At 70.2% G+C, this 22,903-nt stretch carries 21 protein-coding genes; 12 read left to right on the top strand and 9 right to left on the bottom strand.

Translation table 11 applies throughout. From position 1 onward, the window contains the following. Window positions 1-17: 17 nt before the first annotated feature. Entirely contained in the window at window positions 18-995 is a 978-nt protein-coding gene (locus tag KW843_RS03550) for a tripartite tricarboxylate transporter substrate binding protein (RefSeq protein WP_218293696.1), read from the top strand. A gap of 180 nt (window positions 996-1,175) precedes the next feature. Here the strand turns inward: KW843_RS03550 and KW843_RS03545 are convergent, their stop codons facing one another. Beyond that, complete coding sequence (locus KW843_RS03545; protein WP_370628426.1) at window positions 1,176-2,177, bottom strand: GlxA family transcriptional regulator; 1,002 nt, start codon at window positions 2,175-2,177, stop codon at window positions 1,176-1,178. Between the two features lie 122 nt (window positions 2,178-2,299). On the opposite strand from KW843_RS03545, the gene KW843_RS03540 reads away from it, so the two are divergent. Beyond that, window positions 2,300-2,938, top strand: coding sequence for a cysteine hydrolase family protein (locus KW843_RS03540; protein ID WP_218293695.1), 639 nt, complete (start codon window positions 2,300-2,302; stop codon window positions 2,936-2,938). 111 nt (window positions 2,939-3,049) lie between these two features. Here the strand turns inward: KW843_RS03540 and folK are convergent, their stop codons facing one another. The 4 genes from folK to hda form a co-directional block, all read right to left on the bottom strand. After that, window positions 3,050-3,580, bottom strand: coding sequence for a 2-amino-4-hydroxy-6-hydroxymethyldihydropteridine diphosphokinase (gene folK / locus KW843_RS03535; protein ID WP_218293694.1), 531 nt, complete (start codon window positions 3,578-3,580; stop codon window positions 3,050-3,052). Between the two features lie 75 nt (window positions 3,581-3,655). Further along, window positions 3,656-5,263, bottom strand: a complete 1,608-nt coding sequence (pcnB, locus tag KW843_RS03530; RefSeq protein WP_218293692.1) for a polynucleotide adenylyltransferase PcnB — start codon at window positions 5,261-5,263, stop codon at window positions 3,656-3,658. A 42-nt stretch (window positions 5,264-5,305) separates the two neighbouring features. After that, complete coding sequence (locus tag KW843_RS03525; protein ID WP_218293691.1) at window positions 5,306-6,016, bottom strand: HAD family phosphatase; 711 nt, start codon at window positions 6,014-6,016, stop codon at window positions 5,306-5,308. A gap of 37 nt (window positions 6,017-6,053) precedes the next feature. After that, on the bottom strand, window positions 6,054-6,752 hold the full coding sequence (gene hda, locus KW843_RS03520; RefSeq protein ID WP_218293690.1) for a DnaA regulatory inactivator Hda: 699 nt from the start codon (window positions 6,750-6,752) through the stop codon (window positions 6,054-6,056). 269 nt (window positions 6,753-7,021) lie between these two features. On the opposite strand from hda, the gene KW843_RS03515 reads away from it, so the two are divergent. From KW843_RS03515 to KW843_RS03500, 4 genes are all read left to right on the top strand, one after another. Then, window positions 7,022-8,224 carry an MFS transporter gene (locus KW843_RS03515; RefSeq protein WP_218293689.1) on the top strand — a complete coding sequence of 401 codons (1,203 nt, stop codon included), beginning with the start codon at window positions 7,022-7,024 and terminating at the stop codon, window positions 8,222-8,224. A 77-nt stretch (window positions 8,225-8,301) separates the two neighbouring features. Beyond that, window positions 8,302-9,345, top strand: a complete 1,044-nt coding sequence (gene purM / locus KW843_RS03510; protein ID WP_218293688.1) for a phosphoribosylformylglycinamidine cyclo-ligase — start codon at window positions 8,302-8,304, stop codon at window positions 9,343-9,345. A 41-nt stretch (window positions 9,346-9,386) separates the two neighbouring features. After that, window positions 9,387-10,493: an AI-2E family transporter gene (locus KW843_RS03505; protein ID WP_255591842.1), complete on the top strand. Its 1,107-nt coding sequence runs from the start codon at window positions 9,387-9,389 to the stop codon at window positions 10,491-10,493. Window positions 10,494-10,710: 217 nt separating this feature from the next. Beyond that, a complete protein-coding gene (locus tag KW843_RS03500; protein WP_218293687.1) occupies window positions 10,711-12,315 on the top strand; it encodes a methyl-accepting chemotaxis protein in 1,605 nt (534 codons plus the stop codon). A 131-nt stretch (window positions 12,316-12,446) separates the two neighbouring features. Here KW843_RS03500 and KW843_RS03495 read toward each other — a convergent pair whose 3' ends face one another. Then, on the bottom strand, window positions 12,447-13,568 hold the full coding sequence (locus KW843_RS03495) for a PHB depolymerase family esterase (protein ID WP_218293686.1): 1,122 nt from the start codon (window positions 13,566-13,568) through the stop codon (window positions 12,447-12,449). Window positions 13,569-14,012: 444 nt separating this feature from the next. On the opposite strand from KW843_RS03495, the gene KW843_RS03490 reads away from it, so the two are divergent. The 3 genes from KW843_RS03490 (at window position 14,013) to KW843_RS03480 (ending at window position 16,554) form a co-directional block, all read left to right on the top strand. Continuing rightward, window positions 14,013-14,813: a carbon-nitrogen hydrolase family protein gene (locus tag KW843_RS03490; protein ID WP_218293685.1), complete on the top strand. Its 801-nt coding sequence runs from the start codon at window positions 14,013-14,015 to the stop codon at window positions 14,811-14,813. Continuing rightward, on the top strand, window positions 14,810-15,439 hold the full coding sequence (locus tag KW843_RS03485) for a DJ-1/PfpI family protein (RefSeq protein WP_218293684.1): 630 nt from the start codon (window positions 14,810-14,812) through the stop codon (window positions 15,437-15,439). The genes KW843_RS03490 and KW843_RS03485 overlap by 4 nt, the downstream gene beginning before the upstream one ends. Before the next feature lie 116 nt (window positions 15,440-15,555). Further along, the gene (locus KW843_RS03480; protein WP_218293683.1) at window positions 15,556-16,554 is read left to right on the top strand and encodes a GlxA family transcriptional regulator; all 999 of its coding nucleotides are present in this window, start codon (window positions 15,556-15,558) and stop codon (window positions 16,552-16,554) included. Window positions 16,555-16,807: 253 nt separating this feature from the next. On the opposite strand, the gene ppk2 is transcribed toward KW843_RS03480, so the two are convergent. After that, on the bottom strand, window positions 16,808-17,722 hold the full coding sequence (ppk2, locus tag KW843_RS03475) for a polyphosphate kinase 2 (protein WP_218293682.1): 915 nt from the start codon (window positions 17,720-17,722) through the stop codon (window positions 16,808-16,810). Between the two features lie 169 nt (window positions 17,723-17,891). On the opposite strand from ppk2, the gene KW843_RS03470 reads away from it, so the two are divergent. Then, on the top strand, window positions 17,892-18,941 hold the full coding sequence (locus KW843_RS03470) for a transporter (RefSeq protein WP_218293681.1): 1,050 nt from the start codon (window positions 17,892-17,894) through the stop codon (window positions 18,939-18,941). Between the two features lie 61 nt (window positions 18,942-19,002). Beyond that, window positions 19,003-19,881 carry a plasmid replication/partition related protein gene (locus tag KW843_RS03465; protein ID WP_218293680.1) on the top strand — a complete coding sequence of 293 codons (879 nt, stop codon included), beginning with the start codon at window positions 19,003-19,005 and terminating at the stop codon, window positions 19,879-19,881. On the opposite strand, the gene KW843_RS03460 is transcribed toward KW843_RS03465, so the two are convergent. Further along, a complete protein-coding gene (locus KW843_RS03460; protein ID WP_218293679.1) occupies window positions 19,878-20,720 on the bottom strand; it encodes a SirB1 family protein in 843 nt (280 codons plus the stop codon). The genes KW843_RS03465 and KW843_RS03460 overlap by 4 nt on opposite strands. An 84-nt stretch (window positions 20,721-20,804) precedes the next feature. Beyond that, window positions 20,805-22,370, bottom strand: coding sequence for a murein biosynthesis integral membrane protein MurJ (murJ, locus tag KW843_RS03455; RefSeq protein ID WP_218293678.1), 1,566 nt, complete (start codon window positions 22,368-22,370; stop codon window positions 20,805-20,807). 211 nt (window positions 22,371-22,581) lie between these two features. Here murJ and rpsT point away from each other — a divergent pair, with 211 nt between their 5' ends. Next, window positions 22,582-22,881: a 30S ribosomal protein S20 gene (gene rpsT / locus KW843_RS03450; RefSeq protein WP_218293677.1), complete on the top strand. Its 300-nt coding sequence runs from the start codon at window positions 22,582-22,584 to the stop codon at window positions 22,879-22,881. Window positions 22,882-22,903 lie beyond the last annotated feature (22 nt).

Raw genomic sequence — 22,903 nt, 5'->3', positions numbered from 1 at the left:
TTTGCACAATGGCACCCATGAACCGCAGAAACATCCTCCTCGCCAGCGCCGCTATCGCAGCGGCTTTCTCCTCCCACACCGCGCTCGCGCAGGACTCGGGCCAGCCCATCCGGCTGATCGTGCCGTATGCGGCCGGCGGCCCCATCGACGTGACCGCCCGGGCCCTGGCCGAGCGCGTGCGCGACTCGCTGGGCACGGTGATCATCGACAACAAGGGCGGCGCGGGCGGCAACATCGGCGCCGACGCCATCGCCAAGGCGGCGCCCGACGGCCTGACCATCGGCATCTCGGCCACCGCCACGCATGCGGTCAACCCGTGGCTCTATTCCAAGATGCCCTACGACGCCGCCAAGGACTTCGCGGGCATCACGCAGATGGTGCGCGTGCCCAACGTACTGGTCATCAACGCGGCCAAGGCCGAGCAGCTCAAGATCCACACCGTGGCCGATCTGATCGCCTACGCCAAGGCCAACCCGGCCAAGCTCAACTACGGCAGCGGCGGCAACGGCAGCGCGGGCCACCTGGCGGGCGAGATGTTCAAGCAGCGCGCCGGCATCTTCGCGCTGCACATCCCCTACCGGGGCGCCAACCCTGCGCAGCTGGCACTGCTGGCGGGCGAGGTGGACTTCAACATCGACAACCTGGCCGCCGCCGCGCCCAACATCCGCGCGGGCAAGCTCAAGGCGCTGGCCGTGACCTCGCTGGACGCATCGCCCTCGCTGCCCGGCGTGCCGCCGCTGTCGGCCACGTTCAAGGGCTTTTCCATCGACACCTGGTGGGGCCTCGTAGCGCCCGCGGCCACGCCCAAGCCCATCATCGACAAGCTGAACAAGGCTTTCGTGGCGGCCCTGAACGCGCCGGAGACCAAGACCCGCTTCGGCGCCCTGCTCGCCGAACCCGTGGCCACCACGCCCGCGCAGTTCGACAGCTTCATGGCCGCCGAGCGCGCCAAGTACCAGCAGGTGGTGAAGGCCTCGGGCGCGAAGGTGGATTGACCTCCTGAGCGGCTGCGCCCGGTGGACGGGCGAGGCCGGATCCACGGGTGCTACTCGCTTGCGCGGCGCCGCCAATGCCACAGGGTGCGGGATTCGCGCCCTGTGACCATTGGATTCGAATGAAAACAGCCTCTATCGCTTATCCATCAAGCGCAAGAAGCTATTAAATAAATAGCAAATCTATGCACTGCGGCGAAACTGCCGCCGGTAGGCCGAGGGCGCAATGCCTACCCCGGCGGAGAAGTGCTGCCGCAGCGAGACGGCCGAGCCGAAGCCCGCCTCGATGGCCACGGCTTCGATGGACTGGTCCCCGCCCTCCAGCAGGCGCTGCGCCAGCGCGACGCGCTGGTTCTGCAGCCACTGGCCCACCGTCGTGCCGGTGACCTGGCGAAAGCGCCGCGTGAAGGTGCGCGGGCTCATCACCGCGCGCTCGGCCAGGGCCTCCAGGGTGTGGGTTTCGTGCAGGTGCTCGCCCAGCCACTGCAGCAGCGGCGCCAGCCGGTCGCCCCGCACCGACGGCGCCACGGGCTGCTGGATGTACTGCGCCTGGCCGCCCTGGCGGTGGGGCGCCACCACCATGCGGCGCGCGGCACGGTTGGCGGCTTCGGCGCCGTGCTGCTGGCGCAGCAGGTGCAGGCAGCAGTCGATGCCCGCAGCCGTACCGGCCGAGGTGAGCACCGTGCCATCCTCCACGTACAGCACCTCGGGGCGCAGCACGACTTGCGGGTAGCGTCGCGCGAACTCCTGCGCCAGCGCCCAGTGCGTGGTCGCTGCGCGGCCATCCAGCAGCCCCGCCTCGGCCAGCACAAAAGCGCCCAGGCACAGGCCCACGATGCGCGCACCCCGGCGGTGCGCGGCCCGCAGCGCGGCCAGCAATGCCGGGGGCACGGGCGCCAGATCGTCGCGCCAGGAAGGCACGACGATGGTCTGTGCACGCCGCAGCACCTTGAGGCCATGGCCCACCTCGATGCCGAACCCGGCGGAGGTGCGCAGCGGGCCCGGCGCCATGCCACACACCACCAATTTGTAGCGGTTGATGCCCTCGGCCGTGCGGTCCTCGCCAAACACGAGGCAGGGCACCGAGAGGTGGAAGGGGCTGATGCCGTCGAAGGCCACCACCGCCACGGTGTCCGGGGCAGAGGAGGAAACCAGGCGGATGGAGGATTGGGCAGGATGGGGCACGATGGCCTGATTCTATCGATGAGTGTCAATCAAGCCACTTTCAAGGACGGGCGGCCACGCGAACAATCACTCCATTCCTTCCCCGCAACCTACTTCTTTCACCCCATCAAAGGACTGTGACCATGACCTCCTCTTCCACCACCGCTACGCGCCGCGCCCTGATCGTCATCGACGTGCAGAACGAGTATTTCGCGGGCGGCAACCTGCCCATCGAATACCCGCCCGTGGCCGACACGCTGCCCAACATCGCCCGCGCGATGGATGCCGCCCACGCGGCCGGTGTGCCGGTGGTCGTGGTACAGCACACCGCCCCGTCCGGTGCGCCCGTGTTCGACAAGGCCACCGAGCGCTGGCAGCTGCACCCCGAAGTGGCGCGCCGCCCTGCCGACCACCACATCGAAAAAGGCATGGCGAGCGCCTTCACGAACACCGGCCTGGCCGAGTGGCTGGCCGGGCGTGGCATCGACACCCTGACCGTGGTGGGCTACATGACGCACAACTGCGATGCCAGCACCATCTACGAGGCCGCGCACCGGGGGCTGGCCGTGGAGTTCCTGAGCGACGCGAGCGGCGCCCTGCCGTATGCCAATGCGGCAGGCAGCGCCAGCGCCGAGGAAATCCACCGTGTGTTCAGCGTGGTGTTCCACAGCAACTTTGCCGCCGCCGCTTCGACCCGCGACTGGGTGGCGGCCGTGCAGGCAGGCCAGGCCTTGCCCAAGGACAACGTGTTTGCCTCGAACCAGCGCGCCAGGCAAGGGTGAGCCCCTGAGGCGCCCCTGCGCCTGCCCACGCGTGCGCTTCACATCCGGGGCGTGGCGGCGCGGGGCCCGTGCCACGCCAGCTACCGCTTTGCGGAAAGCGGAGCGGAAAGGCTACACGGCCTCGCACCATGCGGCCGGCAGCCGCTCGATGTGCTGGTCCTGCACCGCCGCCAGCCATGCGGGGTGGACGTGCTCTGGCGCGATCTCGGCCAGGGGCAGCAGCACGAAGGCCCGCTCACGCAGGCGCGGGTGGGGCACGGTGAGTGCGGGGGTGTCGAGCACCTGCCCGCCAAAGAGCAGGATGTCCAGGTCCAGCGTGCGGGGTGCGTTGCGGTAGGGGCGCTCGCGGCCGGCCGCGGCCTCGATGGCCTGAAGCGCGGCCAGCAAGCCGTGGGGTGTCAGCGCGGTCTGCACGGCCACAACGGCGTTGTGATAGTCCGGGCCGGCGGCATCCACGGGTGCGCTGCGGTACAGCGCCGACCACCGCAGGACCCGGGTGGCCGGCAAGGCGGCAATGGCCTGCACGGCGGAGCGCAGCGCGGCAGGGGCGTCGCCCAGGTTCGCGCCCAGGCCGATGTAGGCCGTGCTGCCGGTGCTTGCCAGGGGTGGCGGGCGAGCGGCCGTGGGCTGGATCGGTGTCATCGGTTCTTCCGGTGGCCCTTCATGGGCACCAGGGCCTGCGCGGTGCCGGGGCGCACGGCATCGGACCGCAGCGGGTCAGGCATCCACCGCGAAACCGGACCCGCCGGGGCCCGCCCCACCGTCGCCCCCGCCGGGCTTGCGGCGGCGGCGGCGGCGCTTCTTGGGAGCGCCGCCCTCGGAAGGAAAGTCGGCCGCGCCCTGGGCGGCATCCCCATCCCCCTCCGCGTCCGCCCCACCCGCAGCCCTTGGCCCGGCGGCAGGGGCTTGGCGCGGCACACGCTTGACCACCGGCTGGGCTTTCTGGCGGGCTTTCTGCTCTTCCTTGGCCTGGTCCATCAGGTCGTCACGGCGTTCGTCGTCGGCCGCCTGGAAGTCCTGCCACCATTCGGCCAGCGCCTCCTCCACCTCGCCCACATCGGCGCGCAGGCGCATGAAGTCGAACCCGGCGCGAAAGCGCGGCTGCATCACCATGCCGAACGGGGTGTTGCCCACGCGCTTTTCAAAGCGCGGCTGCATGACCCAGATCTCGCGCATGTCGGCCGCCAGCTTGCCGCGGCCCGACACGTCGCCGATGCGCTTGTCGAACACCTCGTCGATGGCCTCCTGCAGCGCGGGCAGCGGATGCTGGCGCTGGTTCAGGCGCTCCTGCCAGCCATTGCGCACGTCTTCCCACAGCACGCAGGCCAGCAGGAAGCTCGGGGCCACGGGCTTGCCTTCGTTCACGCGGCGGTCGGTGTCCACCAGGGCAGCCTTCACAAACGGCGTGTCGGCGCGCTCCACGGCCACGTCCAGCAGCGGGTAGATGCCCTTGGCCATGCCCAGCTTGCGCAGCTGTTCGATGGTGGCAATGGCGTGCCCCGTCTGCAGCAGCTTGAGCATTTCGTCGAACATGCGGCTTTGCGGCACCTCGGCCAGCAGGGCCTGCGACTGCACCAGCGGCGCGGCCGACTTGGCGTCGATGCTGAACCCCAGGGGGCTGAGCTTGGCCGCGAAGCGCACGGCGCGGATGATGCGCACCGGGTCTTCGCGGTAGCGCGTGGCCGGATCGCCGATCATGCGCAGCGTCTTCTTCTTGGCGTCCTGCAGGCCCTTGTGGTAGTCCACCACGATCTGGCTCACCGGGTCGTAGTACATGGCGTTCACGGTGAAGTCGCGGCGCGTGGCGTCTTCGTCCTGCGGGCCCCAGACGTTGTCGCGCAGCACGCGGCCGCTGGCGTCCACGGCATGCTGCATGCCCGACAGCTGGGCCTTGCTGGTCTTTTCGTTGCCCGCCACCTGGCCTGCGGCGGCGTTGTCGAGGTAGGCGCGGAAGGTCGACACCTCGATCACCTCGTGCTCGCGGCCCCGTCCGTGCACCACGTGCACGATGCGAAAGCGCTTGCCGATGATGAAGGCGCGGCGAAACAGCCCCTTGACCTGCTCGGGCGTGGCGTTGGTGGCCACGTCGAAGTCCTTGGGGCGCAGGCCCAGCAGCAGGTCGCGCACGGCGCCGCCCACGATGTAGGCCTCGAAGCCCGCCTGCTTGAGCGTGGCCACCACCTCGGCGGCCCGGCGGTCCACCAGCTCGGGGTTGATGCCGTGCACCGAGGCGGGCACCTCTTCGCGCTTGCCGAAATGCGGCTTGCCGCCCGAGGTGCCGGGCGTCGATTTGCCCAGCAGTTTGTCGATGAACTTCTTGATCATGGGTAGGGAGTAATCAGGGGGGTCTGGCGCGGGGCGCAGGTGTCAGGCGGCATCCTGGCCGGCTGGGGCCGTGAACAGATCCAGTATGCGCCAGCCGCGCTCCTGGGCCAGGGCCCGCAGGCGCGGGTCGGGATTGGTGGCCACCGGGTGGTTCACCTTCTCCAGCAGGGGCACGTCGTTCATGGAATCGCTGTAGAACGTGCTGTCGACATCGCCCCAGCCGAGTTGCCGCTCGGCCAGCCATTGTTCCATGCGCCGCACCTTGCCTTCGCGCATGGTGGGAATGCCGTCGATCTCGCCGGTGTACCAGCCGCTGGCGTCGCGCGCCAGCTGCACGGCCAGCAGCTGCTGCACCCCCAGCGCCTGGGCGATGGGGGTGGTCACGAACTCATTGGTGGCGGTGACGATCAGCACCTCGTCGCCGGCAGCCTGGTGCTGGCGGATGAGATCGAGCGCCTGGGGTTTGATGGCGGGGGTGATCACATCGTGCATGAACTGCTGGTGTGCGGCCATTGCCGCCTCCGGCCCGCGCAGGCGCACGGCCTCGGTCGCGAAGCGCACGTAGTCGTGCACGTCGAGCGTGCCCGCCTGGTAGTGGGCGTAGAACTCGTCGTTGCGGCGCGCGAACTCCACGGGGTCGTTCCAGCCGATGCGGATGGTGAACTCGCCCCACTCGTAGTCGGAGTCGAGCGGCAGCAGCGTGTGGTCCAGGTCAAACAGCGCAAGCCGCAGGCGGCGGGGTTCAGAAGTCATTCAGTTTCACAGACAAAAAGGGGCGCATGGGTCGGCGTCATTCCGATTCCAGCATCGTCTTGAGCAAGGGAATCGTGATGGCGCGCTGGGTGCGCAAGGCAAACGCGTCGAGCTGGTCCAAGAGCTGCATGAGGCTGCCCAGGTCGCGCGAGAAGCGGTTGAGCATGTAGTCCATCACCTCGTCACCCAGGAACACGCCGCGCGCGTCGGCTTCCTGGCGCAGCACGGAGCGGCGCTCGGCTTCGCCCAGCAGCTGCAGCTGGAACACATGGCCCCAGCCCAGGCGGCTGCGCAGGTCGTCGCGCAGGGGCAGGTCGGCCGGCGGCAGGTCGCCCGCGGCCAGCACCCAGCGCTGGCTGCCGCTGGCCGGGCTGATGGCATTCACGAACCAGTTGAAGGCCGTGGCCTGCTGGGCGGTGCTGTACAGGTGCACGTCGTCCATGACGATGGCGGCCCAGCGCTCATCGAAATCCGGCGGCTCGGCCACCGACGGGTCGAGCCAGCCCACGCTGGCACCCTGCTCGCGCAGGGCGTGGCGCACGGCCGTGAGCAGGTGCGTCTTGCCGCTGCCAGGCTCGCCCCAGAGGTAGGTGGGCACCGGCGAGCGGGTGGCCTGGCTGCTGCCCTCGCCCACCGCCAGGCGCAGGTGCTGCAGGGCCGCCTCGTTGGGGCCCGCGAAAAAACGGGCCAGGGTGGGGCCGGTGGCCAGGCCGATGTCCAGCGCCAGCTGCTTCATGCGCGGCACCCGGGCAGCATGGCCAGGCCCGTGGCATTCAGTGCGGGAGCGGCAGACAAGGAAGGGATCAGCAGCAGCATCACGGATGAAGTTGGAAGCGCCCGGCCGTAGGTGACTGCGGCGGGTGCGGCGAAAGTGGTGGCCGACGGCCCGTTGCCAGGGCAGGAACTCCTTGCGAAGAGGCCCGACAACGACAATGGAGCCGATTTTAGTCTCCCGCCGGCCCCCTTCGGCCGCCGGCTTCCCCACGCTCTGCCTCGTCAGCACCCATGGCCCTTCCACCCTCCCCCTCCAAGCGCCTGCCGGCCAGCATCTGGGCCCTGGGCCTGGTGAGCCTGCTCATGGACATTTCGTCCGAAATGATCCACAGCCTGCTGCCCGTCTTCATGGTCGCGGCGCTGGGGGTCAGCATGCTCACCGTGGGCCTCATCGAGGGCGCGGCCGAGGCCACGGCCCTCATCCTGAAGGTGTTCTCGGGCGTCCTGAGCGACTGGTGGGGCCGGCGCAAGCCGCTGGCCATCCTGGGCTACGGGCTCGGCGCCCTGTCCAAGCCGCTGTTCGCGCTGGCCACCACCGTCGGCCTGGTGGTGGCGGCGCGGCTGCTGGACCGCGTGGGCAAGGGCATCCGGGGCGCGCCCCGCGATGCGCTGGTGGCCGACCTGGCCCCGCCCGGCATGCGCGGCGCGGCCTTCGGACTGCGGCAGTCGCTCGACACCGTGGGCGCCTTTCTGGGCCCGCTGCTCGCCATGGGGCTGATGCTGCTCTGGGCCAACGATTTCCGTGCGGTCTTCTGGGTGGCGGTGCTCCCGGCCGCGCTGTGCGTGGTGCTGCTCGTCGTGGGCGTGCGCGAGCCGGAGCGCCCCGCCGGCGCCGCCCGCGCCAACCCCATCCGCCGCGAGAGCCTGCGGCGGCTGGGCCCCGCCTACTGGGGGGTGGTGGCCCTGGGCGCGGTGTTCACCCTGGCCCGCTTCAGCGAAGCCTTCCTGGTGCTGCGCATGCAGCAAGGCGGCCTGCCCCTCGCCTTGACGCCCCTGGTGCTGGTGCTGATGAACGTGGTCTTCGCGCTGGGCGCGTACCCGCTCGGCAAGCTCTCCGACACGGCCCGGCACACCACGCTGCTCGCCGGGGGGCTGGTGGTGCTGATCGCCGCCGATGCGCTGCTGGCCTTCACCGGGCAGGGCATCGCCCTGTGGGGGCTGCACATGGCCATGACGCAGGGCCTGCTGGCCACGATGGTGGCCGATACCGCCCCCGCCGACCTGCGCGGCACGGCCTTCGGCATGTTCAACCTGGTCAGCGGCGTGGCCCTGCTGGTGGCCAGCGCGCTGGCCGGCCTGCTGTGGGACCAATGGGGCGCCAGCGCCACCTTCGGCGCCGGAATGTGCTTTGCCGCCCTGGCGCTGGCGGGCGTCTTGCTGCAGGCCGCGGCGGCCCGCCGCGCCACCCCAAAGCCCCCGCCGGCACAGGGCTGAGGAGGCACGGCGGGGCATGCCCCTTAAAATCCCCGGATTCCAGCCCGCCGCGCGGGCCTATCTGCACCACACCACCCATGAGCTCTTCTGCCCCCTCCACCCCCATTTCGTACAAAGACGCCGGCGTTGACATCGACGCGGGCGACGCCCTGGTCGAGCGCATCAAGCCGCTGGCCAAGAAGACCATGCGCGAAGGCGTGCTGGCGGGCATCGGCGGCTTTGGCGCCCTGTTCGAGGTGCCCAAGCGCTACAAGGAGCCCGTGCTGGTCTCCGGCACGGACGGCGTGGGCACCAAGCTCAAGCTGGCGTTCGAGTGGAACATGCACGACACCGTGGGCATCGATCTAGTGGCCATGAGCGTGAACGACGTGCTGGTGCAGGGCGCCGAGCCCCTGTTCTTCCTCGACTACTTCGCCTGCGGCAAGCTCGACGTGGACACGGCCGCGGCCGTGGTCGGCGGCATCGCCCGGGGCTGCGAGCTGTCGGGCTGCGCCCTGATCGGCGGGGAAACGGCCGAAATGCCGGGCATGTACCCCGCCGGCGAATACGACCTGGCCGGTTTCGCGGTCGGTGCGGTCGAAAAGTCGAAGATCCTGACCGGCAGGGACGTGGCCCCCGGCGACGTGGTGCTGGGCCTGGCCTCGGCGGGCGTGCATTCCAACGGCTTCTCGCTGGTGCGCAAGTGCATCGACCGCGCAGGGGCCACCGCCCCCGCCACGCTGGACGGCAAGCCCTTCAAGCAGGCCATCATGGAACCCACGCGCCTGTACGTGAAGAACGTGCTGGCCGCGCTGGCCGCCCACCCCATCAAGGCCCTGGCCCACATCACCGGCGGCGGGCTGCTGGAGAACATCCCGCGCGTGCTGCCCGACGGCACGGCCGCCCATCTCACCAAGGGCAGCTGGCCCCAGACCGAGCTGTTCGCCTGGCTGCAGAAGACCGCCGGCATCGACGACATCGAGATGAACCGCACCTTCAACAACGGCATCGGCATGGTGGTGGTGGTGGACGCCGCCAACGCCGCCGCCACGGCCGCCACGCTGGCCGCCGCGGGCGAGAAGGTGTACACCATCGGTGCGATCGCGCCGCGCGGCGATGGCGCCGCCGTGGTCGTGGCCTGACCGATCGACTTTCGCCCCACCACCCCAGCCCGCTTCCGCGCATGGCGCAGCGTCCCCCTTCGGCCCCCCTCTCCTCTGCGCCGCCAGAACCCACGCCCGCCACGCTGCCGCCGCGCACCCTGACCCGGGGCATCGTGGTGGCCAGCTACCTGCTGGTGGCGGCCGTGCTGCTGCTGGTGATGTGGCGCGGCCTGCTCCCGGGCCTGCTGTGCGTGTGCCTGGGCTTCCTGCTCACCCGCGCCCTCACGCGCTGGTTCGCCCACGGCCTGGGCCGGGCGCAGCGCCAGGCCACGCCCTCCGCCGGCAGCGTGCGGGCGGCCCAGGTCGTGGCCGCCGGCCTGGTCATGCTGCTGCCACTGGCCCTGCTGGCGGCGGGACTCACCCATTCGCGGGGCTACCTGGTCGATGCGCCCCAGCAGTACCGCGAGCTGCTGGACTACATGGCGCGCACCGTGCTGGAACTGCGCCTGAAGCTGCCCGCCGACGTCGCGGCCCACCTGCCGGAAGGCGCGGCGGAAATCCAGCGCATCATCGCCGGCTACCTGGGCGCCAAGGCGGGCGCGCTGGCCATGGCGGGGCGTGCCTGGCTGGCCGGCCTGCTGTTTGCCTATGTGGGCCTGCTGATCGGCGCGCTGGCCGCCGTGCGCCCGCCTGCCCTGGCGCGGGGGCCGCTGGCCCAGCAGCTGAAGCTGCGCATCACGCTGTTCGGCGAGGCGTTCCGCCAGATCGTGGCGGCGCAGTTCTGGATCGCGGCATTCAACACGCTGCTCACGGCGCTGTTCCTGCTGTTCGTGCTGCCGCTGTGGGGCCTGGCGCTGCCCTACACGACCGTGCTCATCACCTTCACCTTCGTGGCCGGGCTCGTGCCCATCGTGGGCAACCTGGTGTGCAACGTGGTGATCACCATCGTGGGCCTGTCGGTATCGCCGCTGGCCGCTGCCGCCTGCCTGGGCTTTCTGATCCTCATCCACAAGGCCGAATACGTCATCAACGCCAAGGTGGTGGGCCGCCGCACGCAGATGGGGGTGTGGGAGCTGCTCAGCGTGATGTTCGTGGCCGAGGCCGTCTTCGGCCCCGCGGGGCTGGTCGCGGCGCCGCTGTTCTACGCCTACCTCAAGAAGGAACTGGTGGCGGCGCGGCTCGTGTAGACGCCGCGCCCCCCGCGCCGGGGGTGCCGGGGCCGGACAACGCCGGCGCCATATCCCGCCCCGGGCCCCGCCTGGACCGCCTTCTTTCGCCGGCCGTGCCCTGCTCATGCGGGTTTTCGCCAAGGCTTGCGCAAAGGCTGCGGCAGTACCCTGACTGACAGTGCCGTGCAGCCCGCAGGACCACCGCGTCCAGACCTTCCCGTTGTAAAGGCTTCCCATGACCATCGCAAGAAAACTGGCCCTTCTGGTGCTGAGCGCGATCCTCGGCATCGTGGTGATGACAGCATGGTTCCTGGTGTCGGAGCGCCAGCTGATCCTGGAAGAACGCCAGACCGGCGTGCGCCAGGTCGTGGAGGCGGCGCACGGCATCGCCACGCATTTCCACGACCTGAGCACCAAGGGCGGCATGCCCGATGACGAGGCCCGCAAGCGCGCGGCGGCGGCCATCCAGGCGCTGCGCTACAGCGGCAACGAGTATGTCTGGATCAACGACATGCATCCGCGCATGGTGATGCACCCCATCCGCCCCGAGCTGAACGGCCAGGACCTCACCGCCAACAAGGACCCCAACGGCAAACAGCTGTTCGTCGAGTTCGTGCGCACCGTGCAGGCCGGCGGCGCGGGCTTCGTGCCCTACCTGTGGCCCAAGGCCGGCAGCGACACACCGGTGGAGAAGACCTCGTACGTGAAGGGATTCGCGCCCTGGGGCTGGGTCATCGGCTCGGGGGTGTACATCGACACGGTCAATTCCGCCATCTGGCAGCGCGCGCTGGGCTTTGGTGCCGTGGCGCTGCTGCTGGGTGCGGCGCTGCTGGTGGTGGGCACGCTGATCTCGCGCAACCTGCTGCGCCAGCTGGGCGGCGAGCCCGGCTACGCGCGCACCATCGCCCGCAGCATTTCCGAGGGCAACCTGTCGGTGTCGGTGGAGACCCGGGAGGGCGATCGCTCCAGCCTGCTGCTGGACATGCAGGGCATGCAGGGCAGCCTGCACCGCATCGTGCAGCGCGTGCGCGACGGCACCGAGCACATCGCGAGCGCCTCGCAGCAGATCGCGTCCGGCAACCAGGACCTCTCCGCGCGCACCGAATCGCAGGCCAGCGCGCTCGAGCAGACGGCGGCGTCGATGGAGGAGATGACCTCCAACGTCAAGCAGAACGCCGACAACGCCCACCAGGCCAGCGTGCTGGCGCAGTCCGCCTCCGACGTGGCGCGCAAGGGCGGCGCGGTGGTGGAGAAGGTGGTGCAGACCATGGGGTCCATCGACGCCTCGTCGCGCAAGGTGTCCGACATCACCGGTGTGATCGAAGGCATCGCGTTCCAGACCAACATCCTGGCCCTCAATGCCGCCGTGGAAGCGGCGCGCGCCGGGGAACAGGGCCGGGGCTTCGCGGTGGTGGCCACCGAGGTGCGCAGCCTGGCGCAGCGCTCGTCCGAAGCCGCCAAGGAAATCAAGGCCCTGATCGGGAACTCCGCCGAGCAGGTGAAAGCCGGCGCCCAGCTCGCCCAGGAGGCCGGTGCCACCATGCAGGACGTGGTGGACAGCGTGCTGCGCGTGTCGGCCGTGATCGAGGAGATCAGCCAGGCCAGCCGCGAGCAGACCGACGGCATCGAGCAGATCAACGAGGCCATCGCGCAGATGGACCAGGGCACGCAGCAGAACGCGGCGCTGGTCGAGCAGGCCACCGCCGCCGCCGCCGCGCTGCAGCAGCAGGCGCACGAGCTCAAGCAGGTGGTCGCGGCCTTTCATCTGAACGGCGCGCATGGCGCCGGCCACGCGGCGCCCTCCCTGCCCGCGGCCGCGGCGCCGCGCCAGCTGCGCTGACGGCGGGGCTTCGCACCGCGCGCGCGTCCTTCTCGCGCGCACCGCCCGGCCATGGCACGCCGCGCGGCTCTTTTGCTACTTGATCAATAGCATTCAGCGCTTATCCAGCAAGCGCCAGGACGCCATTTCATTCAAAACCGCCTGCGATCGAACTGCCGCGCCACGAAGGCCCAGACCAGGGCCGAGGCATCAGGCCCCGCCGGATCGCTGTACGGCTGGTGGGCCGCGCCGCCGCTCCACGCATGGGCCAGGCCCACCACCTCGCGCAGCGCCACCACCGTGCGGCCCCGGGCCTTGTATTCCGTGACCTGCATGGCGTGCCGCTGGCCACGCTGCAGGGTGCGCACCGCTCCGGCGCGCGCGCCCAGCGCCTGGGCCCACAGCACCGCCGTGGCCGCGGCGTTGCGCACCGACACCACGCCGTCCGCGTCCCCATGCAGCACCAGCAGCGGAGGTAGCACGGGCTGCAGCGCGGGGATGGGCGCAGCACCACCGGCCACGATGGCCGGCGCCTTGGCCACGCGCCGCTGCAGGGGCTCGGGCAGCTGCGCCTCGCGCCGCCCGTGCATCGCCGCGATGGCGGTGGCCGCGGACTCGGCCGTGCCCGGCGCCACGCCCGAGTGCATGGCCACGGCGCAGAACCGGTGGGGATACAGCGCGGCCATCAGCACCGCCATGCTCGCGCCGGCCGAGAGGCCCGCCACCGCCACGCGGGCAAGGTCCACGGGCTGGCGGCGCGCGACCTTGTCCACGGCGGCCAGCAGCGTGGCGGCTTCGGCCTGTGCCTTGCCGCTGCGGCGCTCGAACCAGTTCCAGCAGCCGTGCGCGTTGGCCACGCGCTCCTGCTCGGGGTACAGCACCAGAAACCGCTCGCGCGCGGCCAGCCGGTTCATGCGCGATGCGATGGCCAGATCGCGCCCCGTCTGGCCGCAGCCGTGCAGCATGACCAGCAGCGGAAAACGCTCACCCGGCCTGGGCGCCAGCCCCGGCGGGATGTAGAGGTGGTAACGCCGCGCCCCCGCAGGCCCCGGCGCCACCCCCGCCAGCCATTCGCCCCGCACGGCGGCGCTGCGCGGCGCGCGCGCGCCGGGTGCCGCCGCCCCAGCCCGCGCGGCGACTGGCGCCGCCAGCGGCACCGCCGCCTTGCGCCGCACCGGGCGCGCGGGCCGTGTCGCGCGCACCAGGGCCTTCAGGTTGCGCTGGTACGCCCGCGTCAGCGCTGACAGGGAGAACAGGCGGGAGCGTGGGGCCATGGTGTGCTGGTGTGGGGGAATAGAAAAAAAATGAAGGGCGGCAAACAAACGGCGGTGGGGCGTGGCCAGTGCAGGCGGTGGGGCGCCCCACGGAACAAGGGAAAACCCTAATCACCATAACAGCATCTGGCCTCCCGCGCACGAAACTCTCAATTTGATAGCTGGAACCCCTTGTCCATCCAGCGTGGTGGGCCATTTCCTCGGACTTTCCAGAGCCCTTGGGCACCTTGCCGGCATCCACGCGGCAGGTTTCGCCCGATATATGGCGCAAATTGATCGAAACCTGTCCCATCGAGTTCGGACACATCCAGTACCCGCAGGCACCATGAGCGCTGCAAGATACCCGCTGCAGAAGCAGGCCTCTTGAGATTTGTCCGATAGTGATCGGCACCGCACCCTTGCCCGCCCGCTTCCACCCTGCCCATGCCACGAGGATCCACCGCCATGCGCGCCACCGTCTGTGAACTTCCCTGCCAACCCGCGCTGCTGGAGGCCGCCTGGGCCGCCCTGTGCGCGCACACCCGCGCCGAGCGGTCCGGGCTGGTGCTGCTGCCCGAGTTCGCGTTTGTCGAACCCCTGTGGGAGACCCTGCCCCCCGAACCCGCCCGCTGGGATGCCGCCGTGGCGCTGAGCGACGCCTGGCAAGCCCGCCTGCACGCGCTGGACACCGACTGGGTGGTGGGCGCCCGCCCGGTCACGGTGGGCGGACAGCGCTTCAACGAGGGCTTTGCCTGGTCGCGCCAGGGCGGCTACCTGCCGCTGCGGCGCAAGTTCCACCTGCCCGACGAACCCGGCGGCTGGGAGGCGCACTGGTTCGAGCGCGGCGACGCCGCCTTCCCCCGCCTGCAGGCCGGTGCGCTCGGCTTCGGGCTCAATATCTGCTCCGAACTCTGGGCACTGGACACCTACGGCGCCTATGCCGCGCTCGGCGGCGTGCAGGCCATCCTGTCGCCGCGTGCCACGGCGGCGGCCACCACCGCCAAATGGCTGGCGGTGGGCACCGTGGCCGCCGTGCGCACGGGGGCCTACAGCCTGTCGTCCAACCGCGTGGATGCCGCCGCCGGCACCTATGGCGGCGCGGGCTGGGCCATCAGCCCCGACGGCGCCCTGCTCGCGCGCACCACGCCCGCACAGCCCTTTTGCACCGTGGACCTGGACTTGCAGGCGGTCGCCGCCGCGCAGGACACCTACCCGCGCTACGTCTTTTCCACCCCCACGCCACCCCAGCCCGCCACCGCACCATGACCGAAGCCACCCTTGCCCCCCATCCGCTGAAGATCGCCATCCTCGTCTTCGACGACGTGGAGGCCCTTGACCTCGCGGGCCCCTACGAAGTGTTCACCACCGCCACCCGCATGCAGCAACGCCTGCGGCCCGGCGCACCCGTGCCCTTTGCCGTGCAGTGCGTGGCGCGCGGCATGCAGCCGGTGCAGGCGCGCGCCGGCCTGCGGGTGCTGCCCGATGCCGACTTCGCCACCGCCGTGGCGCCGGACGTGCTCATCGTGCCCGGGGGCGTGGTCGATGCAGCCGCCGCCTGCGCCCAGACGCGCGCCTGGGTGGCCCGGGCCGCGCGCGGCGCGCGGGTCACGGCCTCGGTATGCACCGGCGCGTTCATCCTGGCGGCGGCCGGCGTGGTCACCGAAGGGCCCGTCACCACGCACTGGGAGGACATCGCGGACCTGCGCGCGCAGTTTCCCGCGCTCAACGTGCAGGAGAATGTGCGCTGGGTGGACCGGGGCGCGATCGTCACGTCTGCGGGCATCAGCGCCGGCATCGACATGAGCCTGCATCTGGTCACGCGCCTGGCGGGCTCGGCGCTCTCCCAGCGCACCGCCCGCCAGATGGACACGCCCTGGAATCCCGCGCCCTGAAGGCCGCCCGTGCCGCCCCGCCCCCTCTCCCGCCGGGGCCTGGCAAGGCCGGCTCCGGGGGCACGGGCCCCGGCCGTGCCGGTTCTCAAGGCCGCGGACGAAGCAAGGAAACACTGATGCAGGACATGCCACCCGCCCCCATCCACGTCTATTTCGCGCTGCTGCCCGGCAGCCTGGTGCTGGACTGGGCAGGCCCCGCAGAGGCGCTGCGCATCGCCAACCAGACGCTGCGCGCACGGGGCCTGCCCGAGCGCTTCGTGCAGCACTTCGTGAGCCCCACGCCCGAGTCCATGACCTCCGTGGGCGTCGCGCTCACGGGCCTGGCGCCGTTGCCCGAGGTGCTGCCCAGCCCCGCCTGGGTGGTGCTGGTGGGCCTGCCGGGCCGGCGCATCGACGTAGGCCACGGCGAGGCCCAGGCGCTGCTGCACTGGCTGCGCGGCCTGCGCCCGGTGGCCGGGCAGCTCGAGCTGGTCACCGTGTGCGCCGGGGCGGTGCTCGCCGCGCATGCCGGCCTGCTCACCGGCCGGCGCGCCACCACGCACCACCTGCACCTCGACGAACTGGCCGAGGTGGACCCGCGCTGCGACGTGGCCGCCAACCGCGTGTTCGTGACCGACGGGCCCATCTACACCAGCGCGGGCGTCACCACCGGCATCGACCTGCTGCTGCACCGCATCTCGGACCTGTGCGGCCCCACCGTGGCCGTGCAGGTGGCGCAGGCGATGGTGATCGGGCTTCGCCGGGGCCCGGACGACCCGCAGTTCTCGCCCTTCCTGCACCACCGCAACCACCTGCACGCCGCGCTGCACCGCGTGCAGGACGCCGTGGGCCAGCAACCCCAGGCCGACTGGAGCGTGCCCGCCATGGCGGAGGTGGCGCACACCTCGCCCCGGCACCTCACAAGGCTGTTCCTGGAGCATGCGGGCATCGCGCCGCTGGCGTACCTGCGCCGCATCCGACTGGCCACGGCCGAAGCGGCCCTGCAGTCCGGGCGCAACGTCACCCAGGCCGCGCAGATGGCGGGCTTCAGCTCCGACACGCAGCTGCGCCGCGCCTGGCACCAGTTCGGCCGGGGCGGCACGCCGTCCCAGGGCACGGCGCGGCGGCCCCACTGAGAAGGAACACACAGGAGAACACTGTGCGGCGTGGCGTGGCCAATCAACAAGGGCCCTGCCCCGGCCACGCGGACACCGCCGTGCCCGAGTCCCCTCGCGAAGGCGCTGCAGGAGCGGGATGTGGTCCCGACGATCCAGAGGCTCAGGGGTGCGGCGCCGCAGTCCTGTACTTGAGGCTTTTCTGGCCTCCAGCGCTTGATGGGAAAGCGCTGACAGCTATATAAATAATAGCAATCATCTTGCCCCAAGGGCTTCAGTACGCCTCGGGCACGTACATCGACGCGGGCACCGGCTGGCGCAGGTACTCGGGGTTGCGCACGCGGTCGGGCAGCACCACCGCCGGATGCGGCACCTCCTGGTAGGGCAGCTGCGACAGCAGGTGGGCGATGCAGTTCAGGCGCGCCTTTTTCTTGTCCACCGCCTGCACCACCCACCAGGGCGCCTCGGCGATGTGGGTGCGTTCCAGCATGGTTTCCTTGGCCTTGGTATAGGCCTCCCAGCGCACGCGGCTTTCCAGGTCCATGGGGCTGAGCTTCCACTGCTTGAGCGGGTCGTGGATGCGCCCGAGGAAGCGCAGGTGCTGCTCCTCGTCGGTGATCGAGAACCAGTACTTGACGAGCGTGATGCCCGAGCGCACCAGCATCTTCTCGAACTCGGGCACGGTGCGGAAGAATTCCTCGTATTCGTCGTCGGTGCAAAAGCCCATGACCCGCTCGACACCCGCGCGGTTGTACCAGCTGCGGTCGAACAGCACCATTTCGCCGGCGGCGGGCAGGTGCGCCACATAGCGCTGGAAGTACCACTGCGTGCGCTCGCGGTCGTTGGGCGCGGGCAGCGCGGCCACGCGGGCCACGCGCGGGTTCAGGCGCTGGGTGATGCGCTTGATCACGCCGCCCTTGCCCGCCGCGTCGCGCCCCTCGAACAGGATCACCACCTTCTGGCGGCTGTGCTGCACCCAGTCCTGCAGCTTGACGAGTTCGCCCTGCAGGCGGAACAGCTCCTTGAAGTAAAGCTGGCGCGCCAGCTTGTCCGTGGGCTGGGGGGCGCCGAGATCGTCCACGTTGCGGTCCTCGATCTCCAGCTCCAGCTCTTCGTCGTAGCTGTCGATCAGGTCGTTGGCGATGCGCTGCATCAAGTCCTGGGTGTCAAGGGTGTTCTGGTGAAACATGGGCAACCGATCCGTGCAGGCAAATAGACAGAGAGATGCGCCATCGTGGCGCCAGCAGGTGACAGTGTTGTGACATCGGCGTGATCTGTCACGGCGCTGTCACGCCCGCGCGCCAACATGCGGCGGTGCCAGCCTGTCTCCCTCCTTTCCGCCGCGCGCCCTCTTTGCCGTGAATGCCCACCTGAACTACGGCGGCGATGCCGCCGGGCTGATCTGCGGCTATCTGCTGGATGCCGACGCACCCCCGCGCGAAGTCGATTCGGCGCAGGCCGCGCAGTGGCTGAGCGCGCTGCGGCATCCGCCAGCCACGGGCACCGCAGCGCCGCAAGCGGAGCACGCCACCACCTTCCTGTGGCTGCATTTCAACCTGAGCCACGCGCAGGCCGTGCGCTGGATGGAGCGGCACGCCGGCCTGCCCGAGGCCTTCTTCGATGCGCTCAAGGACCGCTCGGTATCGACGCGCATCGAGCGCGACGACGACACGCTGATCGCCGTCCTCAACGACGCGCACTTCGACTTCGCGTTCGAGCCCTCGGACATCGCCACGCTCTGGACCAGCGTGGCGCCGCGCCTGATGGTGACCGGGCGCACGCGGCCGCTGCGCTCGGTGGATGCGCTGCGCACGGCGGTGCGCAGCGGGCAGGCGCCGCGATCCAGCGTGGCCCTGCTGGCCGAACTGATGCGCACCCAGGCCTCGGGCCTGGTGGACATCGTGCGCGGGGTGACCCAGCGCATCGACGACGTGGAGGACGAGCTGCTGGCCGGCCGCCTGGACCACAAGCGCGCGCGGCTCGGGGTGCTGCGGCGCCTGCTCGTGCGCCTGCAGCGGCTGCTGGCCCCCGAGCCCGCCGCGCTGTTTCGCCTGCTGCAGCACCCGCCCGCATGGATGGGCGCGGACGATGCCCAGGAGCTGCGCGACTCCACGGAGGAATTCTCGGTGGTGCTGCGCGACATGCAGGGCCTGCAGGAGCGCATCAAGCTGCTGCAGGAAGAGATCGCCGCCAACGTGCAGGAAGCCAACAGCCGCAGCCTCTTCGTGCTGACGGTGGTGACCGTGCTGGCCCTGCCCATCAACATCCTGGCGGGGCTGTTCGGCATGAACGTGGGCGGCGTGCCGCTGGCGGACAACGGGCACGGTTTCTGGATCATCGTGGCCGTGGTGGCCGCCTTCACGGCGGTGGCGGGCTGGCTGGCGCTGCGGGACACCCGCGATCGGTAGGTGCGGGCCCGGGCATGTCTACAATCGCGCCCCTTGCCCTGCTCCCGGACCGCTTTCCACCATGAACATCGTCGTCAACGAAGAACTCAAAGCCTATATCGAACCCCTGACCCCCGACGAGCACGAGGCCCTGGAGCGCAGCATCCTGGCCGAGGGCTGCCGCGACGCGCTGGTGCTGTGGGGCGACGTGCTGGTGGACGGCCACAACCGCTACGGCATCTGCCAGAAGCACGGCCTGCCCTTCCAGACGGTGCAGAACCCGCGTTTCCAGTCGATGGAGGACGTGCACCTGTGGATGATCGACCAGCACCTGGGGCGCCGCAGCGTGTCGGACTTCCAGCGCGGTGTGCTGGCCCTGCGCAAGCGCGAGATCATGGCCGAGCGCAAGGCGCGCGCCCCGGAGCCTTCGGAGTCACCCGACACCCTGGCCGCGGACGCCCCGGCGGCGCCCGAGGCCACTGCCGCCCTGCCCGCCCCCGATCCGCTGGCCAGCCGCGAGGCCATCGCCCGGGCCGCGCGGCTGAGCAGCAGCCAGGTGGTGATGATCGAGAAGATCCAGAAGCAGGCCGCCCCCGAGCTGGTGGCCGCCGTGAAGTCCGGCACCATTTCCATCAACGCCGCCGCCGCCGTGTCCACGCTGCCCGCCGAGGAGCAGGTGGCGGCCGTCGCCGCGGGCAAGGATGAGCTCAAGCAGGCCGCCAAGCGCGTGCGCGAACTCAACAAGCGCAAGCCGCGCGACGAAGCGCGTTCAGAGGAAGAAGAAAAGGAAGAAAAGGAAGAAAAGGCTGCGCCACAGCCGGGCACGGGCGCCGAGGGAAGTGCCGACGAGCTGCAGGCCCTGCGCCACCGCGTGGCGGAACTCACCGCCGAGAACACCGAGCTGCGCCGGCAGCTGGCACAGCTACGGGCCGACCAGCCCGCGCACAGCGCGCCGTTCTAGCCGCGCAGTGCGTTGAGGCGGTCGGCAATCAGGTCGATGTCCAGACCGTCTTCGGCATGGGCCAGATAGGCCTGCAGGTCGGCCACGGCCTCGGCGGTATTGCCCCGCTCGGCATGGGCCAGCCCCCGGTCGCGCCGCTCGCCCCAGGCCTCGGGCAGCAGCACGATGAGCCGGTCGAGCACGGTGATCAGGCGCTGCCAGTCCTGCTGGGTGCGGTGCACCTCCTTGAGGTTGCGCAGCATGCGCGCGATGATGTCGCGCGGCGTGGCCGCCTGCAGATACAGGCCCAGCGGCACATCGTAGTCGTCCACCAGGCCATTGCGGCGCTTGTAGGGCTCCAGTCGCTCGGCCAGTTCCTCGCGGCTGAGCGACTGGCCCGAGATCGGGTCGAGCACCACCTGCCCCTTGGGCAGCAGCACCTTGACCATGAAGTGCCCGGGGAACGCGATGCCCCGCGCATGCAGGCCCAGGCCCTGGGCCAGCTCCATCCACAGCACGGCCAGCGAAATCGGGATGCCCCGGCGCGTGCGCAGCACGGCGTTGAGGTAGCTGTTCTCGGGGTCGTAGTAGTTGTTGACGTTGCCGCCAAAACCCAGGTCGGCGAAGAAGAACTGGTTGAGGGTGCGCAGGCGCTGCAGCGCGGGCGCATCGGCGGGCAGGCGGCGCTTGATGCGGGCGAGCAGCTGGTCCATGTCGCCCAGCAACTGCTGCACATCCAGTTCCGGGTACTCGTCGTGGGCCAGGCTGGCCGCGGCCTCCAGCAGCGGAAAGTGGTCGTCGCTCTGCACCAGCGATGCAAAGTACTCCAGCGAGGTGGGCACGGAATAGCTCAGGGACATATGGCAGGGTTGTAAGTGCCGCGCCGGCCTGCGTCAAGCGACAGAAGGCACCGCTTGGCAGCACATTTGCGGCCTTTGCCGCCGTCAGCGCCGCAGCAGCTGGCGCAGCTTGAGGCCGGCCGCCCACAGCGCGCCGAAGTACAGCACGGCCGCCGCAGCCATGAGCCCGGCCAGCAGCCCTATGCGCCGAAGGGTCTGCCCCTTCATCGCCACCCAGTCGAAGTGCTGCGCGCCCCACGCCAGCAGCAGGGCCAGCAAGGCGCTCGCGGCGATCACCTGCAGGGCGAACTTGCCCCAGCCAGGCAAGGGCCGGTAGCTGCCGCGCCGCAGCAGGCCGATCAGCAGCCAGGCGGCATTGACGAGGGCCCCGATGCCGATGGTCAGCGTCAGGGCGGCGTGCTGCAGGTAGCGCACCAGCACCAGGTTCATCAGCTGCGTCAGCACCAGCACCGCCACCGCAATGAGCATGGGAGTGCGCATGTCGTGCTTGGCATAGAAACCGGGCGCCAGCACCTTGATGGCCACAATGCCCACCAGGCCCACGCCATAACCCGTGAGTGCCAGGGTGGTTTGGCGCACGTCCTGGTCGCCAAAGGCCCCATAGTGGTACAGCACCGCCACCAGCGGCTCTGAAAAGACCAGCAAGGCCACCATGCAGGGCACCGACAGCAACACCACCAGGCGCAGCCCCCAGTCAAGCATGGCCGAATACCTTTCGTCGTCCTGCTTGGCGCGGGCGCTGGCCAGCTGCGGCATCAGCACCACCCCCAGCGCCACGCCCAGCAGCGCGGTCGGCAGCTCCATCAGCCGGTCGGCGTAGGTGATCCAGCTCACGCTGCCGGTGGCCAGGTGCGAGGCGATCTGCGTGTTGATGAGCAGCGAGACCTGCGCCACGCTCACCCCCAGCAGCGCGGGCAGCATCAGGCGGATCACCTTGCGCGTGGTGGGGTCCGACCAGGCGGCCCGGATCGCCGCCCAGCGCACCCCGATGCGCGGCAGCAGCCCCAGGCGCGCCAGCGCGGGCACCTGGATGGCCAGCTGCAGCAGCCCCCCCACCATGACCCCGGCGGCCTGCGCGTAGATGGGCTCGATGCCATGGCGGGCGAACCAGGGCGCCCCCAGGACGATGGAGAGAATGAGCGCGATGTTGAGCAGCACCGGCGACGCCGCGGGCACCGCGAACTTCTTCCAGGTATTGAGAATGCCCCCCGCCAGGGCCACCAGCGACATGAAGCCGATGTAGGGGAACATCCAGCGCGTCATGGTGACGGCGGCGTCAAAACCCTGGGGCGACTGCTGGAGCCCGCTGGCCATGCCCCACACCATCCAGGGGGCGCCCAGCACACCGGCAATACACAGCAGCACCAGCGTCCATGCGAGCAAGGTGCCCACATGGTTGATCAGCGCCCGGGCCCCTTCGTCGCCCTCCTGGGCACGGGTGGCGGACAGCACCGGCACGAACGCCTGGCTGAAGGCCCCTTCGCCGAGGACCCGGCGAAACAGGTTGGGAATGCGGAACGCCACATTGAAGGCGTCCGTCATGGCGCTGACCCCGAAGACCGAGGCCATGAGCAGCTCCCGCACCAGCCCGGTGATGCGGGAGACGAGGGTCAGGAGGGAGACGGTGGAGGCGGCTTTGAACAGTGACACCGCAAGAAGTGTAGCCCCCCTGTGCCGCTGCGCGCCGTCCCCCAGGAGCGTCTCCCAGGGAGGCCGCACCCGGTGGCCTGGCAGAGCCGTTTCCAAGGGTGCGCAGGCGATAGCAACGCGCCGGCAGCAGCCGCCGTGACCACGGTAGGTGGCTCTGGGCTATAATCGCGGGCTTTGCTGGCATCATCCTCAGACTCAAGGAATCAAAACCATGGCATCCGCTAAACCCAAGAAGAAGAACCCGCGCCTGGCGTCGGGCCGCAAGCGCGTCCGTCAGGACGTCAAGATCAACGCTGCGAACACCTCGCTGCGCTCCAAATACCGTACCGCTGTCAAGAACGTCGAAAAGGCTGTTCTGGCTGGCGACAAGACCAAGGCGACCGAACTGTTCGCCAAGATGCAGGCCGTGGTCGACACCGTGGCTGACAAGGGCATCTTCCACAAGAACAAGGCTGCTCGCGACAAGAGCCGTCTGTCTGCCAAGGTGAAAGCCCTGGCCCTGGCCGCCTGACCCACTTCAGGCAAACAGCCCG

The sequence above is a fragment of the Acidovorax sp. sif1233 genome, from assembly GCF_019218755.1.
Classification (GTDB): Bacteria; Pseudomonadota; Gammaproteobacteria; order Burkholderiales; family Burkholderiaceae_C; genus Acidovorax.
Note: the sequence above shows the minus strand (reverse complement) of the source record. Positions and strands in the feature narration are given on the sequence as shown.